This window comes from Pelagerythrobacter rhizovicinus (assembly GCF_004135625.1).
Taxonomy (GTDB): domain Bacteria; phylum Pseudomonadota; class Alphaproteobacteria; order Sphingomonadales; family Sphingomonadaceae; genus Pelagerythrobacter; species Pelagerythrobacter rhizovicinus.
The window spans coordinates 1,404,100-1,421,656 of sequence record NZ_SDPV01000001.1 but is presented as its reverse complement, the minus strand read 5'-3'; the positions used below and the strand labels follow the sequence as shown (position 1 = coordinate 1,421,656).

Sequence of the window (17,557 nt, the reverse complement as noted above, 5' to 3'; positions counted from 1 at the left end):
TGCCGGTGAGCCGTCGGCAACGGCCTCCGCGACTTTCGCACCGCCAAATTGCGCCGCCCGCACCTAGTCTGCCACAGGCCGACACAACGAGGTCGGTCGTGAAAGGGGAGGGGAAATGGCGTTGGGTCCGAACTGGGCGAAAGTATTCGCGGGAATCGCTTTGGTGGGCGCTCCGCTAAGTGCGGAGCCCTCCGCCTCGCCTTCGGATATTCTGACGTCGCAATCCGAGGACGTAACGCTCACCCTCACCGAGGGAACCTGGATGAGCGTCGACGTCAGCCCTGACGGGCGAACGCTCGTGTTCGACCTGCTCAACGACATCTACACCATGCCTGCGGCGGGCGGAGAGGCCAGGGCGATCCTGTCGGGCCCCGCGACCCAGCGCAGCGCCCAGTTCAGCCCGGACGGCCGGGAGATCCTCTATCTCAGCGATCAAACGGGGGCGGACAACATCTGGATCGCGAACCCTGACGGATCCGATCCGCGCCAGATCAGCCACGAAACGATGGACATGATCACGGCGCCCTCGTGGTCGCCCGACGGCAGCGCCATCGTCGCCACCAAGACAAGCGCCTCGGTGTTCGACATGCGCACGTCCGAACTGGTCCGCTTCGAGGTGAGCGGCGAGGAGGAGCGGCAACTGGTTCCCCCTCCCGAGAGCGGCAAGGATCTCCAGGAGCCGCGCTATTCGCCGGACGGTCGGCACCTCTACTATACCGAGCGGGTCGGCGGCCTGCACTACGTCTACCTCAACCCGAACCTCAGCAATTTCATCATCCGCCGGCACGACCTGCAGAGCGGCGAGACGGTCGATCTGATCTCCGGCTTCGGAAGCGCGACGACGCCGCAGGTCTCGCCCGACGGATCGGTCATTGCCTTTGTTCGGCGAGTCGGCGCGAAGACCGTCCTTTTCCGGTACGACGTCGCGACGGGGCGTCAGAACGCCGTCTACGACGGGCTCGCACGCGATCTGCAGGCCGATTATCTCGCGCAAGAGCATTACTATCCGGCGTTCGACTGGTTTCCCGACAACCGGCACGTCGCGATCTGGGCCAAGGGCGAGTTGATCAAGGTCGATATGGAGACCGGCGAGGCGACGGATATCCCGTTCCGCGCCACGGCCAGCCATGCCATCCATCCGGCGCTGCGCGCCGAGCTGGATCTTGCGCCGGACCACGTGGACGTGAAGATCGTCCGGCAGATCGCCCCGTCCCCGGCCGGTGACGAGCTCCTCTTCCGCGCGCTGGGCCGCATCTGGCGGCAGGACCTGACCGGCAGCGAGCCACCGCGCCCGCTGACGGAGAGCGACGGCGCGCAGACCGATCCGAGGTGGTCCGCGGATGGCCGCTGGATCGCCTATGTCGAATGGCACGACGAGTCCGGCAGCACGCTCCACCTGCGCAGCGCCGACGGGGGCGAGGACAGGGTGCTCGCCCGCAGCGGCGGGATCATCGCCGAACCGGTCTTCGCCAACAGCGGTAGGCAGATCGCCTACCGCATTCTCGACGCGGATTCGCAGATGGGCGGCGCGCATGACGTCCCGGGACTCTACGTCGTCGGATCGGACGGCAAGGAACCGCGCTACCTTGCGCCTGCCGCCGGCGTGGCGCGGTTCTCGCCCGACGACCGGCGCATCTACTACATGGGGCCGCCCGACTTCGAGAAACGGCGCGCGGTGATCCTGCGCAGCATTCCGGCCGAGGGCGGCGATACACAGGATCATGCCTATGCCGAGACGGCCGATACCGGCGATTTCACGCTGAGCCCCGATCTCTCGTGGATCGCGTTCAAGGAATTCCAGGAACTGCACGTGATGCCGTTCTGGCCGGGTGCGGAGCCGATCGCGATCAGCGCTCGGAACAACCCTGCGGCGCGCCGCCTTACCCGCTCGGGCGGTTTCGAGCTGGCGTGGAGCGACGACTCCGAGCAGCTCTTCTGGACCCTCGGTCCCGACGTCTATGCGACGCGCCCGGAAGCCGGCGGCACCGTCGACACGCCGTTGCATTCGGTCGAGCTCAGCGTTCCGGCCGACGTGCCGCAGGGCAGCATAGCCTTCGTCAACGCGCGCGTTCTGCCGATGACGGGCGGCGACCCTATCATCGAGAACGGGGCGGTCGTTGTGGAAGGCAACCGCATCAAGGCCGTCGGGCCGGCGGGGAGCGTCACGATCCCTGATGCCGCCAAGGTGTACGACCTGGAGGGCAAGACCCTCATGCCCGGCTTCTTCGACGCGCACGGCCATATCGATTGCTGCTATGGCACGGGCGCGATGCCGCAGAAGCATGCGGTCCGCTATGCGGCCCTCGCTTACGGCGTGACGACGAACTTCGATCCCTACGCGAACGAGCTGCCGAGCTACGAAACCGGCGAAATGACCATTGCCGGCCTGATGGTGAGCCCGCGCTGGCTGACCACCGGGCACGTGATCTACGGCCGCTCCGGAAAGCCCGACCGCGTCTTCAACCGGATCGAGAGCCTGGACGATGCCCGCGCCGTCGTCCGGCGTAAGGCCGCCATCGGGGGGACGGTTCTCAAGAGCTACAAGCTCACCACCCGGGCGCAGAAGCAGTGGCTGCTGCAGGCTGCGGCGGAAGAAGGTCTGATGGTCGACGCGGAAGGCGCCGGGCACTTCTACGACAACGTCGGCATGATCCTCGACGGATATACGAACCTCGAGCATAACCTGCCGGTCGCCACGTACCACGACGACCTGCTCCAGCTCTTCAGAAGTTCGGAGATGTCCACCACCCCGACTCTCGTCGTCACGTTCGGCGAGCTGTTCGGGGAGAACTACATCTATCAGAACCAGGAGCCGTGGAAGGAGCCGAAGGTCCGCACCTTCATCCCCGGGGTCAACAACGCCTACAACCCGATCCAAGGGCCGTCCGACGCGCCGCTGTACGTGCGGGCCATGCAGTCGATCCATCAGGCGGACGAGCTGTACGACGTCGGCTTCCGCTCCGTCGCGCGCTCGATCAAGCGGCTGGACGACGCCGGCGTGATCGTGAACGTCGGCTCCCACGGCCAGGCGGCGGGCATCGCCCTCCATTGGGAGATGCAGTTGCTCGCCGAAGGCGGGATGGCGCCGATGCGCATCCTGCGCGCGGCGACGATCAACGGCGCGAAGACCTGGGGGCTGGATCACCAGCTTGGCTCGATCGAGCCCGGAAAGTTGGCGGACATCATCGTGCTCGACCGCGATCCGCTCGCCGACATCAGGAACACCAACAGCGTGGTCTACACCATGGTCAACGGGCGTCTCTATGAGTCGGCGACGATGAACGAGATCGGCAATCACGACCGGCCGCGCACCAAGTTCTACTGGGAGATGAGCGATCAACATGGAACGGACTGGAACCCGGCCTGGGCCGGAAGCACGCGCCAGCGCTAAGAGTTTCGCAGCGGCCCTCGCTGCTGCGTCCCTGCTGCTCGTCGCTGCAGCACCCGACGAGGACGCGCAGCGCGCCGAGCTTGTGCCGGTGATGGTCTCGATCCCCGGCGGGACCTTCGCCATGGGCGCGACGATCGACCGCGGTTACGGCCCGATCGACGGCCCGACGCACGATGTCGCCATCGTCCCGTTCCAGATGGCGGCGCATGAAGTCACCGTGGGCGCCTTCCGCGTCTTCACCGAAGAGACCGGCTACGTCTCCGCGGGAAAGTGTAACGTCTACGACGAGGACACCACCTGGCACATCAACCCGAGCGGAACTGGCAGAGGCCGGGGTTCGCGCAGGGGGATGACCACCCCGTCCTCTGCGTCAGCTGGCGCGACGCGCAGGCCTATATCGACTGGCTGAACGCCAGGACGGGCAAGCAATACCGCCTGCCGAGTGAGGCCGAATGGGAATATGTCGCCACTCTGGCCGATCTCGGCAACGCCCGCAGCGGTGGGGAGGGTGTGACCCACGAGTTGGCCAATATCGGCATGGTGGAATGCTGCGGCGGCAAGGCGGAAGGCCGCGACGTCTGGATCGAGACCGCGCCGGTCGGCAGCTTTCCGGCCGACCGGCTGGGGTTCCACGACGTCCGCGGCAACGTCTGGGAATGGCAGGCTGACTGCTATCACGAGAACTACGTCGATGCGCCGGTGGACGGATCGGCGCGGAGCGATTGCCCGACACCGGGCTACCACGTGATCCGGGGCGGTTCCTACGGCGACGCCGGCGAGTTCCTGGAGGAACGCTTCCGGCTCCGCGGCCCCGAAGATCAGGGCTACTTCACGGTCGGTTTCCGGCTCGCGCACTCGGCGGAGTGAAGCCGCTCCTTTTCCCGCCTTAGCGGCAGCCGCAGTCAGTCCGTCAATTGAACTGCAAGCCAGTCCGCGAAGTCCGCAGCGGCGGATTTGTGACCGGTTTCCGGGAGAACGACGTAATAGGCGCTGCCCGTGCTCACCTCGAGATCGAAAAGGGTGATCAGCTTTCCCTCCTCGATCTGCTCCGCCGCGAACATTTCCGGCAGGAGCGCCACTCCGAGACCCGCTGCGGCACTCGCGACGGCCATGCCGAACTGGTCGTAGACCGGACCGTGAAAGGCGCCGTCTCCCGGAAGACCGGCTTTCGCGTGCCATTCCGCCCATGCGGCGGGGCGGGTCCTGAGATGAATCAAGGTCGTGCGCACCAGGTCGGCAGGTGAAGCGATCGCCTTGGCCTGCCGGTATTCGGGGCTGCACATCGGGACCATGGTCTCGTTCATGAGGCGCCTCAGCGTTCCGCCGGGCCAGGCCGGATCGCCATGGTGGATCGCGAGGTCGAACGGCTCGGCGTCGAACGAGAACGGGCGCAGCCGTGACGCCAGGTTGACGGTCACATGCGGTCGCACCGCGTGAAAGCGCGGCAGCCGTGGTGCCAGCCAGTGGATGCCGAAGGTGGGAAGGGTGGCGACATGGAGCGTCTGCTCGCCCGGGTTCGCGGACATGGCCTGGCGTGTGGCGGCATTGAGCTGTCCGAGCAGGGCGCGCACCTGATGCTGATAATCGCGGCCGACCGGCGTCAGCACCACGCGCTGGCGAACGCGCTTGAACAAAGCCGTGCGCAGCCGCTGCTCGAGCGCCGCGACGGCCCGGCTGACCGCGCCTTGCGTCAGGTTCAGCTCCGCTGCGGCGCCGGTGAAGCTCATGTGCCGCGCAGCCGCCTCGAACGCCACGAGCTCGTGCATCTGCGGGATCTGCCGCCGCGGCGTGGTGTCGAGTGGCTCCATGAGAGATCATTACCAATGCGAATGATATAATTGCAAGAATTCGCTTTCGCTTCCCCGTGTCCCAGGGCTTTCTCACGGCAAGAGGATCGGACTACAGGAGCGACGATAAATGGCGGAGTTAGCAGCCTTCCGATGGGACGACCCGTTCGATCTGGAATCGCAGATCACCGACGAGGAACGTCTGATCTGCGATACGGCACGTGATTACTGTCAATCATCATTGATGCCGCGTGTCCTGCTCGCCGCGCGGCACGAGAAATTCGACAGGGAGATCATGACCGAGATGGGCGCGCTGGGTCTTCTCGGGGCGACGCTGCCCGAAGCCTATGGCGGCGCAGAGGCGGGACATGTGGCCTACGGCCTCATCGCGCGCGAGGTGGAGCGCGTGGACTCGGGCTATCGCTCCGCGATGAGCGTCCAGTCGTCGCTCGTCATGCACCCGATCTACGCATTCGGAGACGATGCTCAGCGCTCGAAATACCTGCCGGAGCTCGCGTCGGGGCGCCTGATCGGCTGCTTTGGACTGACCGAACCCGATCACGGCTCCGATCCGGACGGGATGCGCACACGCGCCGACCGGGTGGACGGGGGCTATCGGCTCAACGGCAGCAAGATGTGGATCACGAACAGCCCCATCGCCGACCTTGCGGTCGTGTGGGCGAAGCTGGACGGAGTGATCCGCGGCTTCATCGTCGAAGCGGGGACTGACGGGTATTCCGCGCCGAAGATCGAGGGCAAGCTCGCGCTGCGGGCCTCCGTGACCGGAGAGATCGTCCTCGATGATGTCTTCGTTCCCGAAACCGCACTCCTCCCGAACGCGCGGGGGCTGGGCGGGCCGTTCGGCTGCCTCAACAAGGCGCGGTACGGGATTTCGTGGGGGGCGCTGGGCGCAGCGGAGTTCTGCTGGCATGCCGCGCGCCAGTACGCGCTCGACCGCGTTCAATTCGGCCGCCCGCTGGCGGCCGCCCAGCTCATCCAGCGCAAGCTCGTGGAAATGCAGGTGGAGATCACGCTCGGCCTGCAGGCCTGCCTGCGCGTGGGGCGGCTGCTGGACGAGGGGCGCTGTCCGGTTGCGAACATCTCCATCGTCAAGCGCAACAGTTGCGGCAAGGCGCTGTCCATTGCCCGCGAAGCGCGCGATATCCACGGCGGGAACGGCATTTCGGACGAGTTTCACGTGATGCGCCACGCCTGCAATCTGGAAGCGGTCAACACCTACGAGGGGACGCACGACATCCATGCGCTGATACTCGGCCGCGCGCAGACGGGGCTTGCGGCCTTTGCCTGAGAACATCGCACCCGCACGAGCGCTCGAGGGCGTTCGCGTCCTCGATCTCAGCCGCGTCCTTGCCGGCCCCTGGGCGACGCAGCTCCTGGCCGATCTCGGCGCGGACGTGATCAAGATCGAGCGACCCGGCGCGGGGGATGACACCCGGGGATGGGGACCACCGTGGTTCTCGAGCGCGGGGGGCAGCAAGGAAGCGGCTTACTTCACCTGCGCCAATCGTGGCAAACGATCGCTCGCGGCGGATATTAGCGACGCGGAAGGGGCAGCATTCGTGGCGTCTCTGGCCGAAGAGGCCGACGTGCTGGTCGAGAACTTCAAAGTGGGCGCGCTGGCGCGATACGGGCTCGACTACGCGGCGCTGTCGGCGCGCAATCCGCGCCTCGTCTATTGCTCGATTTCGGGTTTCGGACAGGACGGGCCCTATGCAAGCCTGCCCGGATACGACTTCATCATCCAGGCGATGGGCGGCCTCATGAGCCTTACCGGCGAGCTGGGCGGGCCGCCGATGAAGGCAGGGGTGGCGCTGACCGACATTCTGACGGGCCTCTACGCCTGTAACGGCATTCTGGCGGCGCTCCACCAGCGGTCGAACACAGGGCGAGGCCAATGGGTCGAGACGTCGCTCCTCGACGTTCAAGTGGCCACACTCGCCAATCAAGCTGCGGGCTATCTTGCCGAGGGCCGTGACCCGCAGAGGCACGGCAACGCTCATCCCAGCATCGTTCCTTACCAGGCGTTCGAAACCTCGACGCGGACGATCGCACTGGCGGTGGGGAACGACGCGCAGTTCCGGGAGCTTTGTACGCTCCTCGGGCGTGAGGACCTCGGCCGTGACCCTGCGTATGCGACCAATGCCGGGCGCGTAGCCGGCCGTGATAAGCTGATCCCTATGCTCGAGGCGGAATTCCGGTGTCGCACCGCCGACGAATGGATCGACGCACTGCGCGCTGCGGGCATTCCGGCGGGTCCCGTCAATACGGTCGGCGATGTCTTCGCCGATCCGCATGTACAGGCTCGGGAAATCCGGAAGGATATGCCGCACGCCGCTCTGGGCGCCGTCCCCGGCGTTGCCTGCCCGGTGCGCCTCTCGGCTTCGCCGCCGCGAGACGATCTCGGGCCGCCGGCGCTGGACGAACACGGCGCGGCCATCCGTGCTTTCGGCTGGGTCGCGGTCAGAAAGTGAAGAGGGCGTTCAGTCGCAGGCGTGAGAGCCAGTCGTCCGGATCTTCGGCTCCGGCGTAGAGCGGATCGTCGGGACGGTAGAGATAGAGCGTCGCGTTGAGGATCAAGTCCTTGCGGTAGACGTAGTCGGCGGTGAGCGAGTGCAGCTGGTAGTTGGTCGCGAGATTGATGTTGTCGTGCGAGAATGCGGCAAGGACCGCGTCGGCTTCGGCCCGAGAATAGCCGTAGCCGAACCGCCAGTCGCCGGCCTCGCTCGATCTGCCGAGTGCGAGCGCGAGGCTGTAGCCGCTGTCTGCGGCGGTCGCGGCGCCGAGGTTCTTCACGTAGTCCGCGGTGAGAGCGATCGGCCAGCGTGCGCCCCACGGCCGAACGCTGACCTCCGCGATCACGTCGATGAGGTCGAAGTCCGACAGGTAGCGGCCGTCCGGGCCCAGCAGGTTGCCGCGGAAGTCGCCTGCATCGGCCGTGGCGATGCTCCCGAGACGATAGTCGTAGTAGGCGGCGGCAAGCGCCCCCGACCACATCGAACCATCGGCAGCGAGCTCGATCTGCCCGCCCGTCATCGTGCTGTCGGGGCCGGTGATGGAGCGATCGATGGGGAAGTAGATTCCGGCCGCGCCGAGCGAGACTCCGGATGAAAGGGGAACGCGGTACCGTGCGGCGATGCCCTGCGGGTTTACATCGCCGTCCCAGACGAGGTCGCTCCGGCGAAACACCTGGGGAATCTTGCCGCCCCAGATGTCCAGACCGCCGCGGGTGATATGCGCGTACGCCTGATCCAGGCTGACTTCGAGATCGTCGTCGAAATTCCCCAGCGTAACGTCTGTCGTGTTCGGATCGTCCTGACTGCCGGTGACGAGTTGACCGCCGAGTTCGAGCCAGTCGTTGACCTGGTACGCGGCGCGCAGGCGGGCGCGGAGGACACCGCGACCATCGTCGGGAGCGTCGTTGTCGCTCCCGTTATGCTCGTAACGCAGGCGCAGGTCGCCGGAGATGCTCAGTGCTGAAGATTGGGCGGGCGCTGTCGGCGCGGCGGTGGCAACACGAGCGGTTTGGGAAACCTCGCTTGCCGCCGGCACTGCGGAGGTGCCGTTTTGGGGAACGGCCGAGGCTTCGGCCAGCGGCCGTCTTTCGGCAGCCGTCAGAAGCCGCTCCTCGAGCTGCCGAATACGCGCGTCCTGTGCTTCCAGGCGGGCTTCCAGCTCCGTTATGCGTGCGTCCTTGTCGGTCTCGCTCTGCGCCAGGACCGGAGCGGTCACGAACGTCGTTGCGAGCAGAGCGGCGGCGAGTTTCAGTCGCATGCTTGCTTCCTTTCGTTTGTCGTTCCCAGAGGCGCCGCCTGCGGCTCGGAAGGGCGCCGGGGACGAGGCGCCAGGGAGCTATCGCGCGGAGAGGCCGCCCATCGTGAAGTATTTGAGCTCGAGGAACTCATCCAAACCGTACTTCGAGCCTTCGCGGCCAATGCCCGATTCCTTGACCCCGCCGAATGGTGCGGATTCGCTCGAAATGATCCCCTCGTTGAGGCCGATCATCCCGTATTCGAGCTGCTCGGCCACGCGCCACGCGCGCCCAAGGTCGCGAGTCCAGAAGTAGGCAGCGAGGCCGTAGGGCGTGTCGTTCGCCCGGGCGATGACCTCCTCCTCCGTCTCGAACGGCATGATCGGTGCGACCGGCCCGAAGATCTCCGCGCTCGCGATCTCCATCGCGGAGTCGACGCCGGTGAGGATCGTGGGCGCGTAGAAGTTGCCGCCGAGCGCATGCCCGCCGCCGCCGAGCACGCACTGAGCACCCTTCGCGAGAGCGTCGCGTACGAGCCCGTCCACTTTCGCCACCGCGGCGGAATTGATCAGCGGACCGATTGCGTTTCCGCCCGCCAGGCCATCTCCGACCGGCAAGGCTTCGACCGCGGCTGCAAACCGGGCCGCGAACTCGTCGGCGACACCGGCCTGAACGAACAGGCGATTGGCGCAGACGCACGTCTGGCCGGCGTTGCGGAACTTCGACTGGATGGCGCCCGCAACCGCCGCGTCTATGTCCGCATCGTCAAAGACGATGAACGGCGCGTTCCCGCCGAGTTCGAGCGAGAGCTTCTTCACCGTGTCCGCGCATTGCGCCATCAGCAGCTTGCCGACGCGCGTGGATCCCGTGAAGGACAGCTTCCGGACGTCCGGGCTGTCCGTTAGTACCCGAGCGACGGCTTCTGCCCGGGCAGCGGTGACGACTTCCAGCACGCCTTCAGGGAAGCCGGCGTCCCGGGCGAGCGCCGCCAGCGCCAGTGCGCTCAAAGGCGTGTCCTCGGCCGGCTTCAGAACGATGGTGCAGCCAGCGGCAAGGGCAGGCGCAACCTTCCGGGTCACCATGCCGACCGGGAAGTTCCACGGTGTGATCGCCCCGACGACGCCGATGGGTTGACGCAGCACGAGCAGGCGCCGGCCCGGCGCGTTGGTGGGAATGATGTCTCCGTAGGCGCGCTTGCCTTCCTCGGCGAACCACTCGACGAAGCTTGCGCAATAGACGATCTCGCCCATCGCCTCTGCGATCGGCTTGCCCTGCTCGCGCGTGAGCAGGGTGGCGAGAGCCTCCTGATTGTCGAGGATGAGGTCGTGCCAGCGGCGCAGGATCGCGGCGCGCTCCTTGGCGGTCTTCGCTGCCCAGGCCGGAAGCGCCTCCTTGGCCCTGCGGACGGCCCGTGCGGCATCCTCGGTGTCCATGTCCGCTACATCCGCGATATGCGCGCCAGTGGCCGGATTGCTTACCGGGAAGCGAGCTGTCACGTCGTTCCCCGGCGCGATCCGGGCGAGGAGGTCCGCATCCTTCGCCCGGTCCATGTTGGTCATCACGTTCATCGGCCGGCTCCGCGTTACAAAAGTCCGTGGGCGGCCGCGGTCTTGTCGAGGCCGATCTTGGTCTTCTCGATCATCTCGTCGATTTCGGAGCGTCCGATCGTGAGCGGCGGGCAGGCGACCATCGTGTGGCCCACGGCGCGGAGGATGAGGTTCTCTCCGATGCAGTGCTCCCGGCATTCGATCGCCGGCTGCTCGGTGGGTGCGAAGAACTCGCGGCTGGCCTTGTCGCGCACCAGTTGGAGACCGGCGATCAGGCTGACGCCGCGCAGCTCTCCGACGATCGGGTGTGAGTCAGCCAGTTGCTGCAGGGAGTCCCGGAAGTAGGGAGCCGTCTCCTCGCGCACCTTATCGATCAGGCCTTCGCGCTCGATGATGTCGATGTTGGCAAGTGCGACCGCGCAGGACACCGGATGCCCCGAGTACGTATAGCCGTGCGAAATGACGCCACCGCCGTTGATGGCGTCACTCACGCGCTTGTTCATGGCGACCGCGGCAATCGGGAGATATCCGGAGGAAAGACCCTTCGCCATCGGCATCAGGTCGGGTTCGATCCCGTACGTGTCCGATCCGAACCAGTTGCCCGTGCGGCCGAACCCGCAGATCACCTCGTCCGCCACCAGCAGGACGTCGTATTTTTTGCAGATGCGCTGGATCTCGGGCCAGTAGGTGGAGGGCGGATCGATGACGCCGCCTGCGCCCTGGAGGGGCTCCCCGACGAAGGCCGCGACGTTCTCGGCGCCGAGCTCCAGAATTTTGGTCTCGAGCGCGCGCGCTGCTTCGAGGCCGAATTCCTCGGGCGTCTTGCCCTGACCATGCCGGTACCAGTGCGGTTCGATGATGTGTTCGAAGCCGGGCAGGAGCGACTGGCCCATCGCGTGCATCGGCGCCATGCCGCCCAGGCTCGTCGCGGCGAGTGTGCTGCCGTGATAGCCGAGAGTGCGGCCGATAAAGACGTTCTTGCTCGGTTGTCCCTGAACTTCCCAGAAGTGGCGCACGAGCCTGATGATCGTGTCGTTGGCCTCGGAACCCGAGTTGGCGAAGAAGAAGTAGTCGAGCCCTGCCGGCGTCAGTTCCGAAAGGCGGCGGGCGAGCCGGATCTGGGTCGGCGTCGAGCTCGAGAAGAACGTGTTGTAGTACGGCAGCGTCGCCATCTGCTTCGATGCAGCATCGACCAGTTCCTGACGGCCATAACCGACATTCACGCACCACAGGCCGGCCATCGTGTCGAGAATCTTGTTCCCGTCGCTGTCCCAGATGTAGCACCCGTCGGCCTGGGTGAAGACGCGAACGCCTTGTTCGCCAAGCACTTTTGGATCGGTGAACGGATGCAGATGATGCTCACGGTCCAGCGCCTGCCATTCGGCGGTGGTGGTGGTAATCTGATCCATCTCGAACTCCCATTCCTTCGGTTCCCGCTCGGGGTATGCCGCTCGGGTGGGAGGCATCAGATGATTAAATCGCCAGTGCCGGTGCGCGCGGCGCACCGCCGGATCAGTCCTCCTCGGTTGCCCGCTCGTTGTCCCGCATGAGGGCCGCAATCGCCTGATCGCCGAACCAGCCACGGGCTTCGAGGGCATCGATTACCCTCATGCGGTCGCCGGCGGGATGGGTTTGGCTCAACTTGGTGACGCCTTCGATGCGGTCGATCGCGATGCGGAACGACCGGATGTGGGGCAAGAGCGCGTCGACGCGGCCTTCGGGCGCTTGCGCCATCGTCCAAGGAGAACTGTGGCCCTGCTCGGCCATCTCGGTCACGCGATCGAGCAACCGCAACTGGGTGTCGTCGTCATCGATCGGATCGAGAGCTCCCCGGACATGCGCGGTGACATAGTTCCAGGTCGGCACTGTCGGACGTTCGCGGTACCAACTCGCGGAGATATAGGCGTGCGGTCCGGCAAACACCGCCAGAGCGGTATCGCCGGCTTGCAGTGCCCGCGCGTGCGGATTGTTGCGGGCCATATGGCCGATCAGCCGCATTTCCCCGGGATCGTCGGTTTCGAAATAGATCGGAACGGACGTCGCCCAAGGGCCCTTTTCGCCAGTCGTGATCAGAAGCGCGAACGGATGCTCGCGCACGATCCGTCGCGGATCGTCCGCGGCGTAGGCCCTAGGTGCGTAGAGGCGGCGTTCATCGTTCATAATTCAGGTCCCTCCCGATCAATTACCTTCATCATGTCCGCCGCGGCGGGCGCAGACAGATGCCGAATGTGCGCGCACCGGTGCGGAAGGGGCACCGAGGATAAGGCGCCGGTAGTGGTGACCCGGCCTCACCGGCCGAGGATGGCTTTCGCACCGGATCATCTCCCCGCGCTCCGATAGACATGATCGGTATGGATCATGAAAGCCGGGGAGTGTGAAGCGTTGGGGGAAGTAATCGCGAGTGCCGACGGAAGCGAGCAGCCCCTGCCTTCGATTGAGCAGGCTTATGCCGGTAAGCTGATGCCTGATGAGCAGGTGCACCTGTTCCGCAACACGCACCGCGTCTTTCCCTGCCGGCGCATCTCGCGCGGCGGCGGTCCGATCCAGGACTTGCCGCGGAGCCCCGATACTAGCGAGGATTTCCCGATAAGAGCCGGCGAGCAGGAGTTCGATCTCTACGATTATGTCTCGCGCAATCGACTGGTTGGGCTGCTGATGCTGAAGGACGGGAAGATCGTTCACGAACGCTACGAACTCGGGATCGACGCGCACGCACGCTGGATGTCCATGTCGATGGCGAAGTCCGTAAGCACGCTTCTGGTGGGCGTTGCCATCCGCGACGGGTTCATCGGCGGTGTCGACGATCCGCTGACCGATTACCTGCCCGAGCTGCGGGGAAGCGGTTACGACGGAGTCTCGATCCGCCATCTGATGCAGATGACCTCGGGCGTCGAATGGGACGACACCCATACCGACGCCAACTCGCACCGGCGCCACATGCTTGCCCTGCAGGTCGGACAGCAGCCGGACACCATTCTGAAATACATGGCGAGCCTCCCGCGCATCGCAGAGCCCGGCACGTGCTGGAACTACAGCACCGGCGAAACCCATGTCGTAGGGGCGCTGGTTAAGGCGGCGACGGGGCGCTGGCTGGCGGACTATCTCTCGGAAAAGCTCTGGTCGCGGCTCGGCATGGATGCCGATGCCGAATGGTGGCTCGAAGCGCCGGGTGGGCTCGAAGTCGCCGGCAGTGGCATCTGCGCTACGCTGCGCGATTATGCACGGCTCGGCCTCTTCGCCATGAACGACGGCCGGATCGGAGACGAGCAGGTGCTTCCCGCAGGGTGGATCGAGGAATCCACCGCACCGCGCGAAGCAGGCGGGGAGCCCCTGAACTACGGCTACATGTGGTGGCCGGTCCCCGATGCGAAAGGATCGTTCGCGGACGGCGCGTTCAGCGCTCGCGGAATCTTCGGGCAGTATATCTACGTCAATCCCACCGAACGGGTGGTGCTGACGGTGCTCAGCTCGCGGTCCAAACCGAAGTTCGCCGAAGCGATACTCGACAACCACTTCTTCAATTCGGCTGTCGAAGCACTGCGCTGACCGATCAGGCGGCGGATTTCAGCGCCGGATAATCGGCTGCCAGGGCGGAGGTGACCCATTGCCTGAAGCGCCTGAGCAGTGGATCGTTCCAGCGATCGCGGCGTGCGTAGAGTGTGTAGCGGCCGAGCCGCGGCGCGAACTGCGGATTGTCCTTGCCTATGTCGATCAGGGATCCTGATTGAAGGTCGGCTCCGGCCGTTACCGGATTGGCGAGGGCGATGCCTCGCCCATGTCGCGCTGCGTCGAGCGTGAGATGTCCTTCCCACAGGCGCGCTCCGGTGAGGCCGGAGCTGTTTTCCACGCCATAGGAAGCGAGCCACTTGGCCCAGGTCTGGAAGCTGTCTTCGTGAAGTAGCCGGTGCTGAAGAAGGTCCTCCGGTGTATTCGGAGTCTGGGTGCTGCCAAGATAGCCGGGGCTCGCCACCGCAATGATCGGCGCCTCCACAAGAATCTGGCGCCTGAGCAACGGCAGCAGTTCCGGTTCCGGTTCATAGGTCGCGTGGAAGCGAACGTCGATATCCGCCTCGTGCGCGGCAAAATCCGGGCTGTGGTCGGTCGGGCGCAGGACGATGTCGGCGGTGTCATTGCGCCGCTCGAACTGCTCCAGCCGGCTCGATAGCCAGTGCAGAGCGAAGCCCGAGGTGCTCCAGATGTGAAGCCGCCGGTGGTGACCCTCGCTCATCAGATCGAGAGTGGCGTGCGCCAGCATGTCCATCGCGGCCGATACCCGCCCGTGATAGTCACGGCCCCGTTCGGTGAGCGCGATGCCGTATGGTGTGCGCTCTACCAGTTGCACGCCGGCCCAGGATTCGATCGCACGAAGATGGCGGCTGATCACGGCATGATCGCGGTCCAGCCATTGTGCCGCCCGCCTGACGCCGCCTAGCCGTGCAACCGCGTCAAAGGCCCGCAGTGCTTCGAAAGGCGGCAGGGCCTTTCGCGAAGGCGGATTGTCGGATCGCGAAGGGGGCTGAGGCTGGTCGTCCGTCAATTCAGTTCCATCAAGTTTGCGACAGGTGAGTTACATATCATTCGACGCCGCGACTAACCGGTCAAGGGGCGCCGCCGAAATCCATGCGGTGCGGCATCTGCACCACACTTTTCTGCCTTGGCATCTGGCAGGTCGCGCGCGCGGATGGTCCGTTGCCCCGATGATGAACACGCAACACACGGCCACCAATTGCCCCTTTCGATTTCCGCGCTCGGCGCACGCGATGCTTGGTCCAGTGCTGACCGCAACGGGGATGGCCGTTCCCTTGCCGGCGGCGGCTTCCGAGAAACCTGAAACGTTTGTCGAGGGCGGTATCACCATCGACGCCTTGGCCAATCAATCGGGCGGACAGCGGCGCGGCAGCCGTGTACTTGGGCTGGCGAGCGTCGGCGCCGGCGTGAATGATCTGGGTAGTGGATCACTGAAAGTATCAGGCTTCGTCGAACTGCAGATCGCCGAGGGCAGTGGGTTCTCGGAAAGCGTGGTGGGAGACGGCCAGGTCGTCAGCAACATCGAGGCGGTACCGGGCATCCGACCGTCGGAGGCTTGGCTGGAACTGGGCGCGGCCGCCGGGCGGCATCGTATCAAGGTGGGACTCGTCGACCTCAATCGGGAATTCGACATGCAGCAGGTGGGGAGCATGTTCCTCAACAGCTCGCACGGCATCGGCCCCGAGCTGTCTCAGTCGGGAGCGAACGGGCCCTCCATTTTTCCGACTACAACTACCGCGGTTGTCTATGGCTTCGAAGCCGAACGCTGGGGAGCGAGGGTGGGGGCCTTCAATGCGGTCGCCGGAGATCCGGCGAATCCGAAGAAGACAGTCGTGCCATTCCCCGGCGAAGACGGCTTGCTGCTGATCGCCGAGGCCGAGCACCGGTCCGAAAGTGTGCGAACCTACGCGGGCCTCTGGGCATACAGCACCGCCTCCTCCTACCTCCTGCACCCGGATGACGCGGCCGATGATCAGTGGCGCAGCCGCGGCGCTTACGCTGCCATAGAGACGACGCTCGCAACGACTCCTACCGGCGAAAAGCTCGAATCGTGGGTTCGTGTCGGCGTCGCAAACGAGAAGGTTCTCCCGGTCTCGACCTACCTGGGCGGCGGGGTTCGCTACGGTACCGACGATCGGGGCATCGGCTTTGCCATTGCCCATGCGCGGCTCGGCGATCCGGCGATCGATGCCGCAGCGATTAGTGGAGGCAGCGCCCGCCGGGCGGAGACCAACTTCGAACTCAGCTACGTTCATGCGCTGACGCCGGCAGTGACCGTTCAGCCCGACATTCAGTACGTGCGCAATCCCGGCTGGGACCCGGCTCTCGACGACGCGCTGGTCATCGGCCTGCGCCTGAGCGTCGGCTTTCGCTGACGCGACGGGCGCGCCGCTGCCAGCTCAGCACGCCGAGGAAGATCATCGTTACGAGCCAGCAACCGACCGCGAGATTGAGCAAGCGGCCGGGGACGGCGCCGATCTGACCCGTGTGAATGGGATAGAGCCATTCGATCAGCCGGCGTCCGGGGGTGCTCGACCGTGCGTCATGGTCGCCGAGAATCCTTCCATCGACGGCGGATACCCATACGGTTGTCGCTCCGAACTGCCGGGGGATCTCGCCGTCCGCGCGCAGCCTGATCCGGTACCACGGCGTGTCCTCTGCGGGCATCGACAGCGCCGTGAGTTCTCCTCCCGGGTAGCGGGCGAGGGCCCGGGTCATCGCCTCGCCGGGACCGACGGAAATCGGGCCGACGGGGGCTGCCGCGGGATCGGCCAGGCCGCCATCGACCGCGCCTTCGATCGTATCCAGGAAAGCGAGCTGGATACCCGCTGCGACCATGAGCGCCGCGGGCACGCCCACCCACAGGCCCAGCAGCCTGTGCCAGCCCGCCATGCGAGCCGACCTCGGTCCCCGAGGCCGGGTGGTCAGTGCACGCCGGAAGTTTCTGGCGGGCCAGGCCGTTATGAGACCGAGGACGATGTTGCTGAGAAGCAGCAAGCCGCTGATTCCGATCAGCACCGTGCCGGTGTTCCCGAGCAGGAGCGACTTGTGGAATAGTGTCAGCGTTTCGAACACGGCACCGTCGGAAAACTTCTCGTGATCGGGCCGGTCGCGGAGCACATCGCCCCCGCCGTTCACGCGAATGGTCCGGTCGCCCCCCGGCGCTGCGGCGTAGATATCGTATTGGCCGGGGATGCCCCCGGTCGCCCACATGCCGCTGACGTCCAGTCCGTTGCGCTCGACCGCCTCGATTCTCTCTCCCAACCTTTCGACGCTGGTCTGGGTAGGAACGCCGCTCAGCCACCAATCGTCGAGCTCCGCCCGGAACGAGATCGCAACGCCGCTGAGGGCCTGGAGCAGCCAGAAAACCGCCGCCGCGAGGCTCAGGTACTTGTGCACGCGCCGTGCGCTTGTGCGGGCTGCCATCATTGTGCTTCATCCCCTCCGGTCGGACGGGGACAAAGTGAGCTTCGGTCAGCACCGCGCCAGATGCGAATGAGGGTGGCGGTGGTGACTTCACGGCAACAGGGGATGC

General features: G+C 65.6%; 14 protein-coding genes. 7 read left to right on the top strand and 7 right to left on the bottom strand.

From position 1 onward, the window contains the following. The first annotated feature begins 115 nt into the window (after positions 1 to 115). The 3 genes from ETX26_RS06815 to ETX26_RS14520 are packed head-to-tail and all read left to right on the top strand — an operon-like array spanning position 116 to position 4,258. Positions 116 to 3,391 (top strand): LpqB family beta-propeller domain-containing protein, encoded by a 3,276-nt coding sequence (locus tag ETX26_RS06815; RefSeq protein WP_129523865.1) that lies wholly within the window; start codon positions 116 to 118, stop codon positions 3,389 to 3,391. Further along, entirely contained in the window at positions 3,342 to 3,800 is a 459-nt protein-coding gene (locus tag ETX26_RS14525) for an SUMF1/EgtB/PvdO family nonheme iron enzyme (RefSeq protein ID WP_129523864.1), read from the top strand. The genes ETX26_RS06815 and ETX26_RS14525 overlap by 50 nt, the downstream gene beginning before the upstream one ends. Then, a complete protein-coding gene (locus tag ETX26_RS14520; protein WP_129523863.1) occupies positions 3,689 to 4,258 on the top strand; it encodes a formylglycine-generating enzyme family protein in 570 nt (189 codons plus the stop codon). The genes ETX26_RS14525 and ETX26_RS14520 overlap by 112 nt, the downstream gene beginning before the upstream one ends. Positions 4,259 to 4,293: 35 nt before the next feature. Here ETX26_RS14520 and ETX26_RS06800 read toward each other — a convergent pair whose 3' ends face one another. Then, positions 4,294 to 5,199, bottom strand: coding sequence for a LysR substrate-binding domain-containing protein (locus ETX26_RS06800; protein ID WP_129523862.1), 906 nt, complete (start codon positions 5,197 to 5,199; stop codon positions 4,294 to 4,296). A gap of 109 nt (positions 5,200 to 5,308) precedes the next feature. Between ETX26_RS06800 and ETX26_RS06795 the strand changes: the two genes are divergently transcribed. Together ETX26_RS06795 and ETX26_RS06790 are read left to right on the top strand one after the other, a co-directional pair. After that, a complete protein-coding gene (locus ETX26_RS06795) occupies positions 5,309 to 6,487 on the top strand; it encodes an acyl-CoA dehydrogenase (RefSeq protein WP_129523861.1) in 1,179 nt (392 codons plus the stop codon). Next, positions 6,480 to 7,670: a CaiB/BaiF CoA transferase family protein gene (locus ETX26_RS06790; protein WP_225425527.1), complete on the top strand. Its 1,191-nt coding sequence runs from the start codon at positions 6,480 to 6,482 to the stop codon at positions 7,668 to 7,670. The genes ETX26_RS06795 and ETX26_RS06790 overlap by 8 nt, the downstream gene beginning before the upstream one ends. Here the strand turns inward: ETX26_RS06790 and ETX26_RS06785 are convergent. The 4 genes from ETX26_RS06785 to ETX26_RS06770 form a co-directional block, all read right to left on the bottom strand. Further along, the gene (locus tag ETX26_RS06785; RefSeq protein ID WP_129523860.1) at positions 7,660 to 8,970 is read right to left on the bottom strand and encodes a putative porin; all 1,311 of its coding nucleotides are present in this window, start codon (positions 8,968 to 8,970) and stop codon (positions 7,660 to 7,662) included. The two genes, ETX26_RS06790 and ETX26_RS06785, sit on opposite strands and share 11 nt — an antisense overlap. A gap of 78 nt (positions 8,971 to 9,048) precedes the next feature. Then, entirely contained in the window at positions 9,049 to 10,506 is a 1,458-nt protein-coding gene (locus ETX26_RS06780) for an NAD-dependent succinate-semialdehyde dehydrogenase (protein ID WP_404825282.1), read from the bottom strand. 23 nt (positions 10,507 to 10,529) lie between these two features. Then, the gene (locus ETX26_RS06775) at positions 10,530 to 11,903 is read right to left on the bottom strand and encodes an aspartate aminotransferase family protein (RefSeq protein ID WP_129523858.1); all 1,374 of its coding nucleotides are present in this window, start codon (positions 11,901 to 11,903) and stop codon (positions 10,530 to 10,532) included. Positions 11,904 to 12,006: 103 nt separating this feature from the next. After that, the gene (locus tag ETX26_RS06770; RefSeq protein ID WP_129523857.1) at positions 12,007 to 12,654 is read right to left on the bottom strand and encodes an FMN-binding negative transcriptional regulator; all 648 of its coding nucleotides are present in this window, start codon (positions 12,652 to 12,654) and stop codon (positions 12,007 to 12,009) included. 222 nt (positions 12,655 to 12,876) lie between these two features. Between ETX26_RS06770 and ETX26_RS06765 the strand changes: the two genes are divergently transcribed. Continuing rightward, on the top strand, positions 12,877 to 14,040 hold the full coding sequence (locus ETX26_RS06765; RefSeq protein ID WP_225425526.1) for a serine hydrolase domain-containing protein: 1,164 nt from the start codon (positions 12,877 to 12,879) through the stop codon (positions 14,038 to 14,040). A gap of 4 nt (positions 14,041 to 14,044) precedes the next feature. Here the strand turns inward: ETX26_RS06765 and ETX26_RS06760 are convergent, their stop codons facing one another. Next, a complete protein-coding gene (locus ETX26_RS06760; protein ID WP_129523855.1) occupies positions 14,045 to 15,031 on the bottom strand; it encodes a LysR substrate-binding domain-containing protein in 987 nt (328 codons plus the stop codon). Positions 15,032 to 15,191: 160 nt separating this feature from the next. On the opposite strand from ETX26_RS06760, the gene ETX26_RS06755 reads away from it, so the two are divergent. Continuing rightward, positions 15,192 to 16,397 (top strand): carbohydrate porin, encoded by a 1,206-nt coding sequence (locus tag ETX26_RS06755; protein ID WP_129523854.1) that lies wholly within the window; start codon positions 15,192 to 15,194, stop codon positions 16,395 to 16,397. Here the strand turns inward: ETX26_RS06755 and ETX26_RS06750 are convergent. Then, positions 16,363 to 17,451, bottom strand: coding sequence for a PepSY-associated TM helix domain-containing protein (locus ETX26_RS06750; RefSeq protein ID WP_129523853.1), 1,089 nt, complete (start codon positions 17,449 to 17,451; stop codon positions 16,363 to 16,365). The two genes, ETX26_RS06755 and ETX26_RS06750, sit on opposite strands and share 35 nt — an antisense overlap. Positions 17,452 to 17,557: the final 106 nt, after the last annotated feature.

What these genes read in the sequence shown, in the direction of transcription:
- ETX26_RS06750 (WP_129523853.1), bottom strand. Translation starts at nt 17,451, where the DNA reads ATGATGGCAGCCCGCACAAGCGCACGGCGCGTGCACAAGTACCTGAGC.
- ETX26_RS06775 (WP_129523858.1), bottom strand. Translation starts at nt 11,903, where the DNA reads ATGGATCAGATTACCACCACCACCGCCGAATGGCAGGCGCTGGACCGT.
- ETX26_RS06770 (WP_129523857.1), bottom strand. Translation starts at nt 12,654, where the DNA reads ATGAACGATGAACGCCGCCTCTACGCACCTAGGGCCTACGCCGCGGAC.
- ETX26_RS06795 (WP_129523861.1), top strand. Translation starts at nt 5,309, where the DNA reads ATGGCGGAGTTAGCAGCCTTCCGATGGGACGACCCGTTCGATCTGGAA.
- ETX26_RS06780 (WP_404825282.1), bottom strand. Translation starts at nt 10,506, where the DNA reads ATGACCAACATGGACCGGGCGAAGGATGCGGACCTCCTCGCCCGGATC.
- ETX26_RS06755 (WP_129523854.1), top strand. Translation starts at nt 15,192, where the DNA reads ATGATGAACACGCAACACACGGCCACCAATTGCCCCTTTCGATTTCCG.
- ETX26_RS14525 (WP_129523864.1), top strand. Translation starts at nt 3,342, where the DNA reads ATGGAACGGACTGGAACCCGGCCTGGGCCGGAAGCACGCGCCAGCGCT.
- ETX26_RS06800 (WP_129523862.1), bottom strand. Translation starts at nt 5,199, where the DNA reads ATGGAGCCACTCGACACCACGCCGCGGCGGCAGATCCCGCAGATGCAC.
- ETX26_RS06815 (WP_129523865.1), top strand. Translation starts at nt 116, where the DNA reads ATGGCGTTGGGTCCGAACTGGGCGAAAGTATTCGCGGGAATCGCTTTG.
- ETX26_RS06785 (WP_129523860.1), bottom strand. Translation starts at nt 8,970, where the DNA reads ATGCGACTGAAACTCGCCGCCGCTCTGCTCGCAACGACGTTCGTGACC.